The organism is Rhizobium sp. AN5 (assembly GCF_900215255.1).
Taxonomy (GTDB): Bacteria; Pseudomonadota; Alphaproteobacteria; order Rhizobiales; family Rhizobiaceae; genus Agrobacterium; species Agrobacterium tumefaciens.
Genome location: NZ_OCMJ01000003.1, coordinates 14900 through 31764, shown reverse-complemented (window position 1 = coordinate 31764; position 16865 = coordinate 14900). Strand labels below are relative to the sequence as shown.

Annotated in this window: 17 protein-coding genes; 10 read left to right on the top strand and 7 right to left on the bottom strand. The window is 58.5% G+C overall.

Annotated features, from left to right (window positions below):
• Positions 1 to 180: 180 nt before the first annotated feature.
• The gene (locus tag CRP02_RS03630) at positions 181 to 1413 is read right to left on the bottom strand and encodes a polysaccharide pyruvyl transferase family protein (protein ID WP_097170303.1); all 1233 of its coding nucleotides are present in this window, start codon (positions 1411 to 1413) and stop codon (positions 181 to 183) included.
• 270 nt (positions 1414 to 1683) lie between these two features.
• Between CRP02_RS03630 and CRP02_RS03625 the strand changes: the two genes are divergently transcribed.
• The 6 genes from CRP02_RS03625 to CRP02_RS03600 all read left to right on the top strand — a co-directional run bounded on the left by CRP02_RS03625 (position 1684) and on the right by CRP02_RS03600 (position 8202).
• Positions 1684 to 2883, top strand: a complete 1200-nt coding sequence (locus tag CRP02_RS03625) for a glycosyltransferase family 4 protein (RefSeq protein WP_097170302.1) — start codon at positions 1684 to 1686, stop codon at positions 2881 to 2883.
• A 64-nt stretch (positions 2884 to 2947) separates the two neighbouring features.
• Complete coding sequence (locus CRP02_RS03620) at positions 2948 to 4207, top strand: DUF4038 domain-containing protein (protein WP_323455333.1); 1260 nt, start codon at positions 2948 to 2950, stop codon at positions 4205 to 4207.
• Positions 4208 to 4461: 254 nt separating this feature from the next.
• Positions 4462 to 5607, top strand: a complete 1146-nt coding sequence (locus tag CRP02_RS03615; RefSeq protein ID WP_097170301.1) for an MraY family glycosyltransferase — start codon at positions 4462 to 4464, stop codon at positions 5605 to 5607.
• Positions 5608 to 5749: 142 nt separating this feature from the next.
• The gene (locus CRP02_RS03610; protein ID WP_323455332.1) at positions 5750 to 6316 is read left to right on the top strand and encodes a YdcF family protein; all 567 of its coding nucleotides are present in this window, start codon (positions 5750 to 5752) and stop codon (positions 6314 to 6316) included.
• Positions 6313 to 7590, top strand: a complete 1278-nt coding sequence (locus CRP02_RS03605) for a hypothetical protein (RefSeq protein WP_179783929.1) — start codon at positions 6313 to 6315, stop codon at positions 7588 to 7590. The genes CRP02_RS03610 and CRP02_RS03605 overlap by 4 nt, the downstream gene beginning before the upstream one ends.
• Positions 7591 to 7593: 3 nt before the next feature.
• Entirely contained in the window at positions 7594 to 8202 is a 609-nt protein-coding gene (locus CRP02_RS03600) for a putative colanic acid biosynthesis acetyltransferase (protein ID WP_097170299.1), read from the top strand.
• Here CRP02_RS03600 and CRP02_RS03595 read toward each other — a convergent pair.
• The 3 genes from CRP02_RS03595 to CRP02_RS03585 are packed head-to-tail and all read right to left on the bottom strand — an operon-like array spanning position 8166 to position 11871.
• Positions 8166 to 9341 carry a glycosyltransferase gene (locus CRP02_RS03595; RefSeq protein ID WP_097170298.1) on the bottom strand — a complete coding sequence of 392 codons (1176 nt, stop codon included), beginning with the start codon at positions 9339 to 9341 and terminating at the stop codon, positions 8166 to 8168. The genes CRP02_RS03600 and CRP02_RS03595 overlap by 37 nt on opposite strands.
• Positions 9338 to 10621, bottom strand: a complete 1284-nt coding sequence (locus tag CRP02_RS03590; RefSeq protein ID WP_097170297.1) for a glycosyltransferase family 4 protein — start codon at positions 10619 to 10621, stop codon at positions 9338 to 9340. Before CRP02_RS03590 ends, CRP02_RS03595 begins: the two co-directional genes overlap by 4 nt.
• Positions 10618 to 11871 (bottom strand): glycosyltransferase family 4 protein, encoded by a 1254-nt coding sequence (locus CRP02_RS03585; protein WP_097170296.1) that lies wholly within the window; start codon positions 11869 to 11871, stop codon positions 10618 to 10620. The genes CRP02_RS03590 and CRP02_RS03585 overlap by 4 nt, the downstream gene beginning before the upstream one ends.
• A 639-nt stretch (positions 11872 to 12510) precedes the next feature.
• On the opposite strand from CRP02_RS03585, the gene CRP02_RS03580 reads away from it, so the two are divergent.
• A complete protein-coding gene (locus CRP02_RS03580; RefSeq protein ID WP_097171230.1) occupies positions 12511 to 12987 on the top strand; it encodes an Hsp20 family protein in 477 nt (158 codons plus the stop codon).
• Between the two features lie 73 nt (positions 12988 to 13060).
• On the top strand, positions 13061 to 13360 hold the full coding sequence (locus tag CRP02_RS03575; RefSeq protein WP_097170295.1) for a DUF982 domain-containing protein: 300 nt from the start codon (positions 13061 to 13063) through the stop codon (positions 13358 to 13360).
• A gap of 156 nt (positions 13361 to 13516) precedes the next feature.
• Here the strand turns inward: CRP02_RS03575 and CRP02_RS03570 are convergent, their stop codons facing one another.
• Positions 13517 to 14035, bottom strand: a complete 519-nt coding sequence (locus CRP02_RS03570) for an Lrp/AsnC family transcriptional regulator (RefSeq protein ID WP_076844883.1) — start codon at positions 14033 to 14035, stop codon at positions 13517 to 13519.
• Between the two features lie 160 nt (positions 14036 to 14195).
• On the opposite strand from CRP02_RS03570, the gene CRP02_RS03565 reads away from it, so the two are divergent.
• Together CRP02_RS03565 and CRP02_RS03560 are read left to right on the top strand one after the other, a co-directional pair.
• On the top strand, positions 14196 to 14762 hold the full coding sequence (locus CRP02_RS03565; RefSeq protein ID WP_025596087.1) for a hypothetical protein: 567 nt from the start codon (positions 14196 to 14198) through the stop codon (positions 14760 to 14762).
• Positions 14749 to 15156 carry a PPC domain-containing DNA-binding protein gene (locus CRP02_RS03560; protein WP_035199191.1) on the top strand — a complete coding sequence of 136 codons (408 nt, stop codon included), beginning with the start codon at positions 14749 to 14751 and terminating at the stop codon, positions 15154 to 15156. Before CRP02_RS03565 ends, CRP02_RS03560 begins: the two co-directional genes overlap by 14 nt.
• Before the next feature lie 38 nt (positions 15157 to 15194).
• Here the strand turns inward: CRP02_RS03560 and CRP02_RS03555 are convergent, their stop codons facing one another.
• Positions 15195 to 16088, bottom strand: coding sequence for a DUF296 domain-containing protein (locus CRP02_RS03555; RefSeq protein ID WP_097170293.1), 894 nt, complete (start codon positions 16086 to 16088; stop codon positions 15195 to 15197).
• Complete coding sequence (locus CRP02_RS03550; protein ID WP_065688961.1) at positions 16085 to 16864, bottom strand: SDR family NAD(P)-dependent oxidoreductase; 780 nt, start codon at positions 16862 to 16864, stop codon at positions 16085 to 16087. Before CRP02_RS03550 ends, CRP02_RS03555 begins: the two co-directional genes overlap by 4 nt.
• Position 16865 lies beyond the last annotated feature (1 nt).

Sequence of the window (16865 nt, the reverse complement as noted above, 5' to 3'; positions counted from 1 at the left end):
AATCTAGAGTGGGGACTTGGATCTTGGAAATCTGACCGTTGGGATGGCAGCCGGATCCGTAGGTGTAGGCCGTTTGGAGAATGTCCGTTGAAGGGCGTGCGACATTGTGCGGACTACTCCCGTCGAGTGGTGAAGAGCCTCGGTATTACGTCGAAAGCATTAGGCTGCGGGACACCTTTGCTAAGGCGTAACGCTCTGCGGCGTTGCGACGGCATCAGTTGAGAGAAATTCCCGGCCGAGTAGCGCCTCTTGCTCGGAAAGCTGGCGCTTGAAGCGATCATTGGCGTGGTCGATCCGCTGTCTTACCGCCCCGGCTCCAGCGAGTATCTCCTTCACCAGCTCGATAACTTCCTCGACTTCGAACGTGTCGATGTGTCGGGCAAATTTCTCCTGGTCGAAATCGTTCATAAGATCATCGAACTTTCTGGCATAACCTATTGATATCGTCGGATTTCCGAGTTTCAGGGAACAGACAACTCCATGATATCTCGACACCACCGCAAGGTCGATTGCTGCCATCTGCTGCATGATATCGCGCAGCGTTGCGGCCGAGCTGATGTCGATCTGCGCCAACTCGTCCTCGGAGAGCATGTCCGTCAGCAGAAACATCAGATCCGCGCAGGCGACCCTGTCCGTAATGTCTCCCATCAGAAGGGTGATGCGATGGCCTTCACCGATCAACCAGCTCACGAGCCGTGAGAGCTTGTGGATGTAGGTCTTGTAAATCCTGGCGGCCTCGGGGTCGTTGTGACGCCAGCCGCGATAGTCCATGACGCCGACGCCTATTCTCATTACGCCGTCGGCGGACCTCTGCCGGTGGGGCACAGGAGCAGGAAGATCAAAAGCGATATCGGGGTAGCGGTGGTCTCGCGACACGTCGACACCGATCATTTTCATGTAGTTGAGCGAGAAATCGTCCCGGTAGGATCGATAGGAGGCCATCTGTGCGGCGGAGCGCAGGAACCAGCGGCTGAGACGGCTTTTCATCGGGCCGGCGCCGATGCTGACGAAGGCGATCCGTGTGTTGCGAAGGCGTGCAACGAGACACCAGCAAAACACGACAAAGGGCCAGCCGAACCACTTTTCCTGAAAATCATCGAGGATGCCGGTCCCCGGTATGATCATCAGGTCAGCCTTGTCGAAACTAAAGAGGGAACTGACCAATAGCATTAGCCGTGAAGGCACCTTGCCGAGTAGCTTGTCCAGTTGCCTCATCCACGCGTTTGTCAGGGGAGGCCCCCCAACACCCATCGCACGAATATTGAACTTCGCACTTACGACTGTCGGACTTGCACAGATACACAACAGATCGGCATCGGGCCTCATCCTGCGTAGATAAAGGAGCATGGCTTCCAGCGATCCGTCATTGCCCGAATTGCCAGAGCCAAATTGTCCAAGGAGAGTGATCCTCATTTATTTTCCAATCGCAGCCCGGCGCCGACACGCTCGATATGGCATTGATATCCGCTGGAGCAGTACGACCCCACACCGACCTTCGGGTTGCGTCTTACGCCAAACGAATAGTCTGACTGACGCAAACCTCTCAAAGGAAGATACAGCTAAGCCTAAGATGCAACTGACTGTCATCCCCTGGCTTTTTAGTATGTCGCCTTAGCAGCCACTCGAACCATCCGCCGTCGATCCGTTGCGGCATGGTTGTGGATGCAAGAGCGAGAGTGTCCCATGAAGCTTGCCTATTTTGTTCTTCCCCATATCGGCGGCACCTATTCCGTCTTCAAACATCTTCGCAAAGGTCTCGCCGCCTATGGCATAGACGTGCGATGGCTCGGCGTGTGCAAGGAAACATACGGGCTGCCTTTCGATCTCCAGGGTGAGAAGGCTTTCGGTCAATTGCTGCGGATGCCCGTCAATCTCAGCGACCGCGAATGTGCAGCACGAATGGCGGCCGCCATCGAAGACGGCGGGTTCGACGGTGTGATCGTCAATGTTCTTGGCGATCAGTTGCAGACAAATATCGCGCGCTATCTGCCAGAAGGTATCCTGCGTATTCTCGTAGTTCATAATATCTCGCCTGGAACATACGCTGCCGCGCGCTCGGTCCGGGACTACGCCCATGTCACGATCGGCGTATCGGAGCGGTGCCGCGCCGATCTGGTCGCGCGCAACGGCTTTTCGAAGGATCGCACCTACGCAATCCCGAACGCGGTGGACAGCGATGCGTTCCGGAGCCAGGCGGTTCGGCGCATCAACCGGGGGCCGGAACTCAAGGTTCTCTTCGTCGGCCGCATTGAAGATGCATCGAAAGGCGTGATGTGGCTGCGGGAGATACTGGATGCCTCGCCCGAGGCGGTGCGCCTGACGATCGTCGGAGATGGGCCGGATATGGGCAAGCTCAGGCGAAGGCTAGACGGCCATGGTGATCGCGTCAGTTACGCAGGATCCGTTCAGCTTTCAGACATACCGGTCATCATGGCCAGTCACGATGTTCTCATCATGCCGTCCCGCTTCGAGGGGCTTGGCATGACGATGATCGAGGCAATGGCCGGCGGCTGCGTCCCGGTCGTGTCTCATATCCGTGGCGTGACGGACACGATTGTCGAGCCGGGTCGAAACGGCTTTCTGTTCCCGATCGGCAATTATACGGCAGCGGCCAATGCGATCGCGCGCTTGCATGCCGATCGCGACCTTCTCGAGCGGATGTCGATCGCGGGAAAGGAAATGGTCCTGAACCGCTTCAGCATCGAACGGATGGCCGCACGCTATAACGAAGTCATTACCATGACACTGAACGATCGTCCTGGCCTGTCAACGGTGCTCAGGATGGAGGACTGGTCTATTCCCGCCGGTTTGAGGCCGGGCCTTCGAACGTATCTGCCGTTGCCCTTGAAAAACTGGCTTCGCGTCGTTCGTGAACGGCTCTGAAGCGATGTTCGGCGATCAGCGGCGACTTGGACATCTGTGCGGCGTCTTCTTTTTTTGGCTATGCATGTTTTCGACCTGCAACGCACAGGATACCGTTTTTCCGCTGCAGACGTCGCAGGACGGGCGTTATCTTGAAGACAGCAAGGGTCTGCCGTTCCTGATTGTCGGCGACAGTGCGTGGTCGCTCATTGGCGATACCTCTATTCCCGATGCGGAATTTTACCTGGAAACCCGAAAGCGGCAGGGCTTCAACACCCTGCTTGTATCGTTGATCGAGCATCAGTTCTCCCGCAAGGCGCCAGCGAACTTCTACGACGAGAAACCTTTCGCAGGCGATGCCTTCGAGCAACCGAACGAGGCCTATTTCGACAGGGCAGAAGCCGTCATAAGGGCAGCCGCAAGTCGCAACCTGCTGGTGCTTCTCTGTCCGGCCTATAGCGGCGCACGCGGTGGCCCCGAAGGATGGTATCAGGAAATGGTCGCGGCCGGGCCAGAAAAGCTGCGGGCTTATGGACGCTATCTCGGGCAGCGTTTTGCGAAGTACCCCAACATCATCTGGGTGCAGGGCGGGGATTACGATCCGCCCGATCGCAATCTGGTCATGGCTGTTGCAATGGGGATCGCTGAAACTGATCCTTCGGCATTGCAGACCGTGCATGGCAATCCCGATACCGTGACGAGCGATTTTTGGCGGGACGCTTCCTGGCTCGATATCGATTCAGTTTATACTTACAGCAATGTCGCGGCGGCGGTGCTGGATCGTTACCGATCGGGACCAAGACGCCCTTTTTTCCTCATCGAAGGCGCATATGAAGGCGAGAACGATGTGAAGGAGCGTCAGGTTCGTCTTATTGCCTATGGTGCGCTGCTTTCAGGAGCGAGCGGTCAGCTCTTCGGCAACAATCCGGTCTGGCATTTTTCCGCCGCCGGGCTTTATGAAGCAAGGGACAGCTGGCAAGGTTCGCTGAACAGCCGTGGTGCTCAAAGCATCACCCATCTGGCCTCGCTTTTCAGACAACTGGCATGGTGGAAGCTCGCACCCGATCAGGGCAGCTTGCTAAAAAGCGATGCGGGCGCATTCGCGGCGCGCGACAGGGAAGGGTCTTTCGCCGTGATCTATCTCGACACTCCTTCCGTTGCGATCGATCTCGACAGTTTGGCGGCAGGCGAGAAAACCCTTCGCTGGTATGATCCCTCGAATGGAATTTACATCGAACCGATCGAGCGTCTTGGCCGCAGCGGCCTTCGTAACGTGACGGTGCCGGCATCGGCGAATGCTTTTGGCTTTCAGGACTGGATCGCCGTTCTCTCCACACAGGAATGATCACTCGCAAGATGCCGCTCGCTGCCGAGTCGTTCATTTGTGGTCGCTCGCCGTCAAGGTCTCAAACCTAGCTCTTTCGATAGTCGATCCGGTTCGGGGGTAGGGAGGGTAGACGTTAATTTCGACACCCTCTCCCTTTGGTGGATTTCACACGCCTTTTGCCCGCGTACCCCTCAGGGCCGGTGTTTTTTAGGATCGTCTGGAGGCGCGTATCGTTGCAAATGCGCCGCCAAGCTTCAGTGTGGGGATCAGACATGTCGGGGATACTCTTCAACACCATTGCCACTTTCATTCTGTGCGTATCCCTCATCGTCGTTCTCAGGCGCCTGACCATTGTGTTTCAGCTTGTGGATCGCCCCGATTCAATCCGCAAACGCCACACGGGAGCCGTTCCTCTTTGCGGTGGCATCGCGATCTTTGCCGCTTTCGCTGTTTCCGCATTCGTCGGTGGGTGGAGCGAGGCTCTCGGCATGAACTTCTGGCTCGGGCTGGCGGTCATTCTACTAATGGGCGTTGTCGATGATCGCCGGCCGCTACCCGCAGCAGGACGCCTTCTCATGCAACTGGCAATGGCGATCGCTCTCGTAGGCGGCGCCGATATCGGCTCTCTCTCCATCGGCGTGCTGTTCACGCAGCATTCCGAGCTGTTCCTGCCGCTATTTTTCGTCATCGGAGTTCTCTTCGTGACCGGGCTGGTGAATTCGTGGAACATGCTCGATGGCGTCGACGGGCTTGCAGGTGGCACTGCGGGTGTCGCGTTGATCTGGCTGATGATCGTGGCGATCTTCGCAGGTGTCGGCGACATCATCGCGCCGCTTCAGGCACTCTGCGTGTGCCTCTGCGCTTTTTTGGTCTTCAACATGCGCGGTCCATGGCGTGCAAGGGCGAGCATATTCCTCGGCGATGCGGGCAGTACCGCACTGGGTGCTACGATTGCCTATGTGATCGTCCTGCTGGCGACCACAAGCAGTGCCGTATCCTTTCCGGCATTGCTCTGGATCGTGATCCTGCCGATCACCGATACGCTCAGCCTGATTGTCCGTCGTATCATGCACGGTCGCAGTCCAATGTCGGCCGATCGCTGGCACTTTCATCATCTGCTGCTGGACTATGGTTTCACGCCGGCGGCGGCAACGAACACGCTGGTCGTCATTTCCTTCATTTGCGGCGGCATCGGTTTTGCCGGGATAAAAGCCGGTATTCCGGCGGAAATGATGGCCGCCGGCCTTCTCGTGCCGATTGCCCTTCACACCGCGTTCGTCCTTACCGCGACGGGCTACCTCTCGAAAACATGGCTTAACAGGGGTAATTTCGATCTCTACCGCGAGGTGGTGCGTCTACCGGTCGCCGCCAGCGCCGCACCGGAGCCAAGAGCCATTCAATCGGCGAATGAAGAGTAATCGCATCATGAAAGCGCCGTGGCCCGGACCGCGAATTCCCTCGATACCGGTTTCGAAAGGACGGCTTTCGCGTTCGCGCATTTCCCGGAACATCAGAAACGCTCCGCCATTGAAACGGAACGCGATTTTTCTGGGTTTGATGATGCTGAGTGCAATCGGGCTCTACGCACTGGCGCTCGTTTCAGCGGGATCGCTTCTCGTCGTGGAAGATCCGCCGGCGCAAGCCGATGTCATCGTCGTGCTCGGCGGTGACGGTCCGCCTCGCGCTCTCCAGGCCGCAAAACTATGGCACGAGGGAAAGGCGCCGCTGGTTCTGGTGACCGGCTACGGGGACTGCGACTTCATCCGCGACGTGCTGGTGCGGTCAGGAGTGGATGTCGCTGCCATCTCGACGGAATGTCTTTCGCTCAGCACCTGGGAAAACGCGACATTCGCACAGCCGATACTGACGGAAATGGGAGCAAAACGCGCCATTCTGGTCACCAGCTGGTTTCACTCACGGCGTGCGGTCAAGCGCTTCCGATTTGTCATGCCGCAAATCCAGTGGATTTCCCTTCCGGCGCAAAGAACCGTGTCGCTGTGGCGACTTGCCTTCGACGCTGACGGGGTGCAGGTGTTCAAGGAGTACGCCAAGGCGCTGTTCTACGACATCAGAAGCAGTTTCGTGCGGGATATGCCGCCGGTTCAGGCGGGGCTTGCTTCATCATGAACACGCTTCTGGTCTTTTGCCTCTTCGCTGGTGTCGTCCTGCTCCTCTTCTGGGGAATGATGCGTCGGGAGCGAATTTACGAGTTCCCGTTTCTGACGGGCGTCATCACGTTCAGTTTCATCTTGCCGCAGGTTCCCGGACTGGCGTCTGAACGGTTCCTGCCGGAAGGCGCGTTTGCCAGAGCCGCGCTTTTCATGATGCTTTGCCTTTTCATGTGCTGGTGGGGATGGAGCAGAACGGCAAAACCCTTTGCATTCTTCCGTATCGATTTCGATGAAACACGTCTGCTGATCGTCGCAGCCGTTCTCTCGGTCGCCGGCGCCTACTTCTATTTCAAGCTTAGCCGTTTGCCGGGAGAGTTGACCATTGCGGTGCAGATGACCGGAGTTCCGGTCATGTACATCTTCTTTTCGCGGTTGTTGAGCTATGGTCTGGCCATTGCGGTGCTTTGCCTTGCACGGCGATTCTCCTGGCTGGCGCTGGCCGTCCTTGCGTTCGATCTCGTCTTTTACCTGGATCGCATCGTGATAACCGGAAAGCGCGCCGAAGCGGTGGAACTCATCATGATGTTCGCGCTGGCATGGTGGTTTTACAAGGGATGGGCGATCCCGCGCATCCTCGTGATCATTGCGCTTTTCCTCGGCACACTGTCGATGAACAGCATGGGCGACTACCGCGCCATCACCAAGGCCAACGACGCTCCCGTGTGGGATGACATCAAGAGGATAGATGTCATCGGCAATCTTGAGAAAGTGTTCCGGGACGGCGGCGACGAGATGCGCAACGCGATCATGCGGATCGACAACACCGCAAACACCTTGCAATTCGACTACGGCAAGTTCCACTGGAACAGGCTGGTGTTCAACTTCGTGCCCGCGCAACTCGTTGGCGTGGAGGTCAAGCAATCCTTCATGCTGCCGGTGCCAGTCCAATCGCGCGACTACAATCCTGTCCTCGGCACGACCGAGACCGGAATGGCGGATGCGTTCGGATCCTTCTGGTATCTGGGAGCGTTCAAATTTTTCCTGCTCGCCTATCTGGTGCGCCGGATCTGGGTGACCGCAAACACGGGCGAGTTTTCGGCGCAATTCACCTATCTGTTGTCGATCATACCGTCCATGCACGCCATCTCGCATCAGACAGACTGGGTTCTCATGGTCTGGGTGCATATGCTGATGTTTGCAGCGCCGGCGCTGGCATTTGCCGTCATACCAGCGCGCGTGCAGCAGCGTCGATACGCGATACCATCCCTGACGTCTCAAGCCGGAGGATAGGCCATGCGCTCACGATACGACGATCCTGCCTTCCAGCATGCAACGACGCCTCTGCCGCGCTTCGGAGGTCCGACCTTTGCACTGCATTTGCGGCTGAAACGACTGGTCTGGATGATCGTCTGGCGGTTTCTTGCCTCCTGGACGCCGCCGCCGATGCGCCGCTGGCGCAATTTTCTCCTGCGCAGTTTCGGCGCGCGCCTGCATGCCACGGCAATGGTGCATTCCAAGGCGATCGTGTGGTGGCCGGGGCACCTCGTCATGGGGCGTCATTCATCTCTCGGACCTGGGGTGATCTGCTACAACGTCGACATGATCACCATCGGCCAATATGCCTCGGTCTCGCAACGTGCCCATCTGTGCACAGGGTCGCATGACGTTCAGGACAGCGCGTTTCCCCTCGTGACGCGGCCGGTGGTGATCGAGGAGGACGCCTGGGTGGCGGCGGAAGCCTTCGTCGGCCCCGGTGTCGTCGTCGGCAAGGGGGCTGTACTCGGCGCGCGAGCCGTCACCGCGAAGTCATTGGAGCCCTGGACGATCTATGTCGGCAATCCGGCAAGGCCAGTCGGCTCGCGTCGTCAGGAAGCGGCGGCCTCCAACGCGCTCAGCCGATAGCCCTCCAGGGTGGCATGGGCGATGGCCGGCCAGGTGAATTTCTCCAGCACAAGTCGGCGACCGTTTTCACCCATGGTTCTCGCTTTGGCTGGGTTGCTGAGCACGCTTGCCAGGCCCTTTGCAACCTCGGCCGCGTCAACCGCGACGATAACCCCGGCATCGGCAGATCCGACTTCGGGAAAGTGACACTGGTCGGTGATCACCACAGGCGTGCCGCAGGCGAGCGCTTCGGTGATCGCCATGCTGAAACCCTCCTGTCGGCTTGGCAGGCAGAAGCAGTCGGCATCGACCATGGCTTCGAGCTTTGCTTCGCCGTAAATGGCCCCGACCATAAAGACCCGGTTCCGGATGTTCAGTTTTTTGACCAGGTGCATAAAATGGCCCTCTGCTCCACCGGGTGGACCTGCGACGACGAGATCAACGTCGACATAGGTGTCAGAGATAGCCGCAAAGGCCGAGGCGAGAATGTCGACACCTTTTTTGATGTGCAGGCGTGACAGGAACAGAATGTAACGCCTGCCGTGCGCCAGGGCGATTTTCTGCTTGAAATGTCCCCGGGCCGGCAGGGGATCGAATTCCTCGGCAAAAACACCGTTCGGTATGATCAGATTTCGTGCCTGGAAATTCAGCGGCTCGACAGCTGCCATTTCATCGACGTTCAACAGGTGCAGGAATGCGGCCTCGTTCAGCATCTTGCGATAGCACAGCATCAGGGCGATCTTCTTTTTCCACGATCGCTGGCCGAGACTCCAATGGTCCAGCATGCCGGCCGGGCAGATGCAGTAGGGTACGCCAGCGCCACGGGCGAGCTTGGAAGCATAGAGCAGGAAAGGCTCCCATACGCCGTGAATATGCATGAAGGAGGCATCTTTCAGCAAGGCTTTCAGCATGCGCCGGCCCCTGAAGCAAAACAATGTTTCCAGCCTCCCGGCCGGCGGCAGGAGATGCCAGTGGATACTCTCGAAATGCGGTATGCTGCGACCGATTTCCTTGACCTGTGCCTCGATCGCGGCGTCGCCGTAGCTGACGATATTCACATCGAGGCCGAGGCCGGCCTGTGCAGCGGCAAGGCGCATGGCAACGGCCTGCAAGCCGCCATGCTTGGGATCGATCGAAGCAATGACGTGGATTATCTTCATATCTCTTTGTTCCCCAGGTATCGCGCGTCGTCCGCGAGGCAAAGAACCGCGGACCCGGACAGATGCGGCCCCGACAGGGCGGCAAGAAGCCGCTCGCCGTAAGACTCCACGGTATGTTCGGCTGCGCGCAGGAGTGCATTGGCAGACATTATCCGCCTCAGCTCGGGATTGTTGGCAAGCGCACGCACCGCGGTCGCGATAGCTTCCGGATCGCAGACGGGAACGATGAAACCTTCGATGCCATCGCGAACGACGCTGCCGGTGTTTTCGGTCGTTATAACCGGCAGGCCCGCTGCAAGAGCTTCATAGACGGCGGTCGCGGAGCCTTCGCAGAGCGACGGCAGCAGGAAGACATCCGCCCACCGAAACTCCTCGACGATCTGCGAGCGCGGAACGATCCCTCTCAGCTCGACCCATTGCGAAATCTGCTGCTTGACATCATCGGGTACGCGAACGCGACCCGCCATCCGGAAGCGGGCGGCGCCGTCCATCAATCTGGCAGCTTCCACGACATAGGGCGATCCCTTGCGCAGCCCGACTTCGCCCACGGTCAGGACCCTGATTGGACCCGGCATGCGTGCCGGTCTGTCGATGGCAGCCGTGGAATTGACCCCATAGGGAACGACGACACACCGGTCTTCCGGGCCACCGCATGCGACGACGTGCTTGCGGACAAATTCCGACGGGCAGACGATGACATCTGCAAGGCGCCACTCCGCTTTCTCCCTATCGGCAAACAGACGCGCATGCGGATTATCCCGCACCGGGCCGGCCCATGCGGGAAACCGCATCATCTCCTGGTCCAGAAGCGTTTCGACGACATCGCGTGGCGCGATCATCTGCTCGACTGCGGTCCAAAGGCCCTGCTGTTTTGCCGCCCGCATCTGTTCGAGGGCGTCGCCGCTGAAGGCGTAGAGACCAGCTGCGCCATGGAAGCCGCGCCGGGCCACCATTTCGGAGAAAATCGACCCGGCCCAGATCGCGTGAGAGGTTTCCTCCACAACGTCTTTCGTACGCATGTGGCGCAGCACGGAACGGAGGCCAAAGCTGGAAAACACCGTCGTCAGCGCTGTCGGCACGCCTTTTGGCAGCCGACCGGCCAGCCGTTTGACAGGTGCGGGATAAAGGGTTGCCGGAAACGAATTGACGATCCGGGGCCAGCCTTTCGTGGCGCATATATCGGTGTAAAAATGCGCAAGGCGGCCAGCGGATGCAAATATTCTCGGTACGGCATAATGCATGCGGGCGCCGAGCTGGCTGACGACGACTTTGTCTTTCATGACGAGATACCTTGAGCGATAGGGGGCCTGGAAGGCTCGACAGTCTGCAGCCCGGCGATCAGCACTGCCCAGGCATCTGCCGCCTTTTCTCGGGAATAGTCGGCACAAAGCAGCCGCCGTGCCGCATTCCCCATTGCTGTCGTGGTATCCGGGTCGTCGCAGAGCTTTTCGATGGTGCTGGAGAGCTTATCGATCTCTCCGATTTCGACGTTGCTGCCGCATCCCTTGGCTCTGAGAACGCGCGGCACCTCTCCATCAGGGTCGCCAACGAAGATCGTCGGCCTCCCGGCCGCCAGGATGCCATAGAATTTGCTTGGAATGATGCAGTGTTCCAGTTCCGGCAGCAGCGAGACCAGATGCACATCCGCAACGCTCAGGCTTTCAGCAAGTTTCTCAACAGGCTGCAGCGGCTTGAAGATGACGTTCTGAAGACCGAGATCCTGAACGACAGTCTTCACAGCCGCGTGCTGGTGTCCGCCGCCGATGAGAAGGAACCGGATATCCTGCCGGTGCTCGAGACGTTTCGCCGCTGCCAGCATAGTGCCGAACTCATGCGCCCGCCCGAAGTTTCCTGAATAGCCGACGACAAAAACATCCTGCAGTCCCCACGCCTTCCGCAGGCTGTTATCCTGGGGCAGGACAGGATAGATTTCCTCCCCATCCGACCAGTGATGCAGGACGCTGACGCGATCCTTTGCAAGCCCTTGCGTGAAGAGGAATTCCGCCATCTTGTCGGTAGGGCAGACAACCATGCCGGGGGATCGCAGAGACCAGTTGCGCGCCTGCGTCAGCCATGGCGCAAGCCACCTTGCACGTTTCCTGAAAAATCCAAGCTCGATTGCGGTCTCGGGAAAAAGATCCATGATCCAGTTCACCATGAGTGCGCCCTTGAGGCGGATCGCGATGCTGCTCATGACGGAGAGGAGCGGAGGATCGGTGCAGACAACGACCGTATCCGTCGCCCGAACGTTGCGCAGAAGCCAGGCGAATGCCAGCACCTGAAAAAGAAGATAATCAATGCTCCGGCGCGTGAGGCTGTGGCGGCCGAAGCGGCCGCTTGCGAGCCGTCGGATCTGTACACCCCGAACCGTTTCGGTTGCGGGCAACACGCTTCCGGGATGATTATGTATTTCGCGACTTGCAACGACAGTCACATTCATTCCGCGCTGCGCCATTGAGATGGCCAGCGACGATATCATCCGGCTTGTTGCCGACTGGTCGGGGAAACCGTATCTGTTCAGGAAGATCATCCTCACGCTTTTTTCTCCCGCCAAATGTCCGGTCTGAAGGAGCATTCTTGGCGACGTGAAAACAGGCGGCAAGCTGGTCGTAAGGACTAGTGGGCTCACGATACGGAGTGGCCAATACTCCGAAGTTGGCGCCGTACTATCCTTTTGGTAGCTGAAACGCAGATGAAGCCCTTATGGGTTATGGAATCCGTGATGCCCCGGGCCAATCAATGGCAGGGACGGGCCGATGTGGATCGCGAGCTGACTGCGCGCCGTCCCGAGGCGCAGCCGCACGCGACGCTGTGTGGCCTCGAACCGAAGTCCTGTTTTAAGATATGGATGTAACACCGAGTCCGACCGAGCTCCCCGCCGACGTCCAGGAGAGCGGCGCCTCAATGGCGGTTCCAGGTTGTGCCCAGGCTCCGGCAGAAATCCTCCTTCCCGGGCCGAACATCGGCGTGGCTGGAGGCGTTTGATCGCGCGGTACCCGAGCCATATTTAATGCGGGTGCGAAAGCAAAATTCGTTCGCTTCGCCTCTTGATTTTGAAAACACGAAAAACCAAGTCGTCAGCCGCCAGTCGCTGATGACAGGACTGGCCGTGCTGCAAGCGCCGCTTTTGGCGCTTTGGTACCCATGTTGCTTCAAGGAGGATATGGTTATGGCAACATCTTACGACTATGCACCGTTGTACCGATCGAGCATCGGATTCGACCGGGTCTTCAATCTTCTCGAAAACGCCCAGCGCACCCGCTCGATCAGTGACTGGCCGCCCTATGACATTATCAGGACGGGCGAAGACAGCTATCAGATTTCTGTTGCGGTGGCTGGCTTTACACGGGACGAGATCGACATCACTTTCCAGTCCAATCTTCTGACCGTGACAGGCAAGAGACAGGAGACACCGGTGGAGGGCTACCTGCACCGCGGCATTGCGACCCGTCCGTTCGAGCACCGGTTCGAACTCGCCGATCATGTCAGAGTGAGTGGCGCCGAACTGAAAAACGGTCTCCTTTCGATTGATCTCGTCCGCGAAATTCCGGAGGCCTTGAAACCCAGGAAAATCGTCATCCAGACCGATGCGGTTCTGGTGCCGACAGTTGCCCCGGGGCAGATCGAAGCACAGAAGGCGGCTTGATTTACATTGTTGAATGAACAGGGGCGCCGTCGCGATGGCGCCCACCAATATCCGGGATGGGAAGGAGAAAGCAATGAAACCCGATATGTTCAGACAGCCTGTTTTCATTCTTGTCGGTCTCGGCTTTCCAGCGGAGGTTCGAAACGTGCTGGAGGCCTACCGACATCTTTCCGAGTGGCCCGCGACAAACCGCGATAGCGCGCATTCCGTCGCACTCAAGGCATGTGCCGCGGCGTTGCGCGGCGAGATTGAAGCGGAGACCGCCCGCGGTTTGTTCGTGGCCTTTGCCGAAAGACACGATCTGCTTGCACCGGAAGATGGTGCCATCGCCGCGTCTCGTCTTTCGCGCGACAGAGATCCGCATGTGAATTGAGATAGGCCGGATGATGAATGTGTAGCAGCAAGTTGTCCGCTATGCGGGGGCTCTGCGTCCTTTATAACGCAGCGGAGGGCGGCTGGCATCGGAGGGCTTGTTGAAGGCGTGCGTAGAGGCGCTACGCTCAGGCACGCCATTCGCCATCCGCTGCCGCTATCTTGCCGGCACGCGGCCGGTCCCGGTCGCTTCCATTGATGGAGGTTCGGGATCGGGTACGACTGATAATGTGTGTTTGAGGCATTTAAGTGCGAAACAGGATCGGGAGTGGCGTACACCCTCGATCTTGTAGAGCTTCCGGCGCAGAAACTGCTCGTAGCCTGCGGTTCCTGCCACCGCCACTTTGATGAGATAATCATATTCGCCTGTCGTCAGATAGGCTTCCAGCACCTCCGGAAGAGCGGCCATCGCCTCTCCGAAGCGTTCCAGAACCTCGTCGTCGTGGCGCTCCAGCATCACCTCGATGATAACAGTTTCGCTCAGTCCGAGTTTGGCCTGATCGAGAATGGCGGTATAGCCACGAATGACCCCTTCGTCTTCAAGCCGCTTGACCCGCTGCCAGCAAGGACTGGGCGACAGCCCCACCTTTTCCGAAAGCTCCGCATTGCTCAACCTGCCGTTCTCCAGCAGGGTGCGCAATATCTTGCGGTCAATTCTGTCCAGCGGTTTCGTCATCCCGGTCTCCCCACAATGCGTTGCAAAAAACCTGCCGTCACTGCGGCAGACTGCGAAAGAAATGTTTTCCGACGGGCGGTTTGGCGGTGGCATTCGAAAGCACCTTCCGCTGATTTTTAAGTACCGTACTGCAAGGTACAGGCAGCGAGGAGGAGCAGGCGTGGCACCCGTAGAACAACATCATTTTCCAAGGCCGAGAACGTTGATCCATCCCGGCATTTCCTCGCCGGTGCGCATCAACAGCCTGCACTCGCCATCTGCGCGCCACGTGCGGCTGTTCATTGCGGCGGGCCGCAGTCTTTACGATGGAATCGTGCAGCCGCTTTTCGAAAACGGCATTGAGAATGCCTCGCTCACCATTCTTGGCGGCTATTTCGACATATTGTCCTATTGCGTCGCCCCGCCCGACCCTTCCGGCAAGGCGGTCATTGCCTATACGAAACCCATCGACGCCGGTGCGGCCTGGCTTGTCTTCGGCAATGCTACGCTCGGGCGCAGCATGAAGGGCGAGCCGATCGTCCATTGCCATGCCGCCATGCGCACCGCGGCAGGTGTGGTCAAGGGCGGCCATCTGCTGACTGAATCCTGTATTGTTGGGGAGAGCGGCGTTTCTGCCCTAGTGACCTCACTAGACAGTTTCGTGCTGCAGCAGTCCTTCGACCCTGAAACCAACATTCCCCTTCTTCAACCCAGGAACCGTACGGAGCGCGCCGATGAACACGCATAACACAGTCGAAATCGGATCCATGGGGCGTGTGGCCTATGCCCGCATCGCACCCAATGAAGACCTTGTTCTCGGTGTCGAAAAACTGTGCCTTGCCGAAGGTTTTCGAAATGCCTTTGTGCGCGGTGCACTTGGTAGTCTCGTTGATGCCTGCCTCGGCACCCGCAACGGCGCGTTCTTGCAGATACGCGGTCCCGCCGTGGAAATCGTCTCCATCGCCGGCGAAGTGCGTGCCCAGCCCGACGGCTCGCTGCGCGCCTCGCTGACCGGCGTCGTCGCCGATACCGAAGGTTCGGTTTATGGCGGTCCCTTCATCGCCGGAGCTAACCCGGTTTGCATGACCTTTGAAGTGACGCTGGAAGAGTGGTTGCCTGCGGAAAAGCCGCAGGCGGCGTGAGTTGTAGTAAGGCGGGCCGGTGAGTTGCGCAGTGCAACTCATGCGGCGCGCCCCTGTCTTTCGGTCAGAAGTAGCTCGAAAGTAACGCAGACCGGGTTTTTGCCGCGTACCAGCCGCCCGCCGCTGATATGTGTGGTGAGGTCCACCATCGCAATATCCAGCATTGCCTGTCGGTCTACGGAGGCGGCCGTGCCGATACGGCCGTTGCTTATGAGGATTTCGCTCGCGTAGGCAGTGAGGCTTGTTCCGTCTTCATAATCCGCACCGATCAGGCTGCCGATTCCATTGACTTCGGCTTCTCGCATTCCAAACTCGGCAGAGGCCTCTTCGAGTGCCGTGCATATATCGGTATTGGGGCGCACTGTGCATAAAAGTGCCCGAAGACCCGAACCCTTTTGGTGGCGCTGTTGCGCGATGGGTGTGAAAAGGGGGAAATTGGTTTCCTCATCCTGTTGCACATCGAGGATCGCTCCATCCAGCGCCAAAGCTTCAAGCGGTGTTTCTATAGCAAATTCGGTTTCGAAAGGCAGCAGATGCCCCATGGACACAACGCCGTCGGCACTCTTCCATGAACCATGGCAGTGCAGAAACGGCGCGTTATCGCGCCGGCCCATATGCAGGCCGGCATCGATGATCGTGCCACCCGGCATGGAAAAGGTTTCGCTATACCATGCGGCATGTGCGTCATCCGGTGCGGCTGCCGGCATGACATAATGCAACCGTTTCATCGGTACGTTCTTCAGTCTGACGTAACCACCTTCGAACCCCAACTCCGCAAAGGCATCGGCAATCGCTTCGTTGGCGCTTACGCCGGACCGGACCGTCAGAGTAACAGGATAGGCATGGCAGCCGACGGCGCGAAAGCGTTCAGGCGTTATCGGTCCGGGATGGACGATGTGGCGGGGAAGCCCTTGCGTGCCTGTCTCCGTCATACCGCAAGCCCTGCGGTAATGAAGCCCCCATCCACGGCAAGCACCTGTCCGTTGATGTAGCTTGCGTCATCCGACACGAGGAAAGCCACGGCAGAAGCGATCTCGTCCGTCCTGCCATAGCGATGCATGGGAACACGGCTATGCCATTGGTCGCGAACATTTTCGGTATGAACCGCCTGGGTGAGGGGGGTATCGACCGGACCGGGAGCAATCGCATTGACACGAATGCCTGATTGCCCCAGCTCGTTTGCCATTACCATCGTCAGAAGATTGACGCCGCCCTTCGAAGCGCCATAGGCGCTGCGGCCACGATTTCCACACATGCCGGAAACAGAGCTGATATTCACGATCGAGCCGGCAATATCGCGCTCCAGCCAGTAACGTGCGGCAGTGCGCGCTACCGCGAAGCTGCCGACGAGATTGACATCAACGATACGGCGAAATTCTTCGACGCTTGTGTCGACGGACAGCTTGTCGATACCGATGCCGGCGCTGTTGACGACGGCGACCAGATCAACCGCATGATCGGCACCGTTAGCCGTCAGGGCGGCGAAAGCCATCTCTATCGATGCCTCGTCCGCAACATTGCAGACGATGCCGCGCGAGAGATCGATACCGAGCTTTTCGCAGGCTATATCCAGCGCCTCGCGCTTGAGATCCAGCAACCATGGCTGCCAGCCGCGCGCCATCAGGAGCTGCGCAGTGGAAAAGCCGATGCCGGATGCACCGCCGGTGATCGCGACAGCCCCTTTTGTCCCTGTCTTCTCTTGTGTCATG

Bases quoted from the DNA above. Each gene is read 5' to 3' on its own strand.
- CRP02_RS03625 (WP_097170302.1), top strand. From the start codon at position 1,684: ATGAAGCTTGCCTATTTTGTTCTTCCCCATATCGGCGGCACCTATTCC.
- CRP02_RS03615 (WP_097170301.1), top strand. From the start codon at position 4,462: ATGTCGGGGATACTCTTCAACACCATTGCCACTTTCATTCTGTGCGTA.
- CRP02_RS03595 (WP_097170298.1), bottom strand. From the start codon at position 9,341: ATGAAGATAATCCACGTCATTGCTTCGATCGATCCCAAGCATGGCGGC.
- CRP02_RS03620 (WP_323455333.1), top strand. From the start codon at position 2,948: ATGTTTTCGACCTGCAACGCACAGGATACCGTTTTTCCGCTGCAGACG.
- CRP02_RS03585 (WP_097170296.1), bottom strand. From the start codon at position 11,871: ATGATCTTCCTGAACAGATACGGTTTCCCCGACCAGTCGGCAACAAGC.
- CRP02_RS03600 (WP_097170299.1), top strand. From the start codon at position 7,594: ATGCGCTCACGATACGACGATCCTGCCTTCCAGCATGCAACGACGCCT.
- CRP02_RS03570 (WP_076844883.1), bottom strand. From the start codon at position 14,035: ATGACGAAACCGCTGGACAGAATTGACCGCAAGATATTGCGCACCCTG.
- CRP02_RS03555 (WP_097170293.1), bottom strand. From the start codon at position 16,088: ATGACGGAGACAGGCACGCAAGGGCTTCCCCGCCACATCGTCCATCCC.
- CRP02_RS03560 (WP_035199191.1), top strand. From the start codon at position 14,749: ATGAACACGCATAACACAGTCGAAATCGGATCCATGGGGCGTGTGGCC.
- CRP02_RS03575 (WP_097170295.1), top strand. From the start codon at position 13,061: ATGAAACCCGATATGTTCAGACAGCCTGTTTTCATTCTTGTCGGTCTC.
- CRP02_RS03550 (WP_065688961.1), bottom strand. From the start codon at position 16,864: ATGACACAAGAGAAGACAGGGACAAAAGGGGCTGTCGCGATCACCGGC.
- CRP02_RS03610 (WP_323455332.1), top strand. From the start codon at position 5,750: ATGCTGAGTGCAATCGGGCTCTACGCACTGGCGCTCGTTTCAGCGGGA.
- CRP02_RS03605 (WP_179783929.1), top strand. From the start codon at position 6,313: ATGAACACGCTTCTGGTCTTTTGCCTCTTCGCTGGTGTCGTCCTGCTC.
- CRP02_RS03630 (WP_097170303.1), bottom strand. From the start codon at position 1,413: ATGAGGATCACTCTCCTTGGACAATTTGGCTCTGGCAATTCGGGCAAT.
- CRP02_RS03580 (WP_097171230.1), top strand. From the start codon at position 12,511: ATGGCAACATCTTACGACTATGCACCGTTGTACCGATCGAGCATCGGA.
- CRP02_RS03590 (WP_097170297.1), bottom strand. From the start codon at position 10,621: ATGAAAGACAAAGTCGTCGTCAGCCAGCTCGGCGCCCGCATGCATTAT.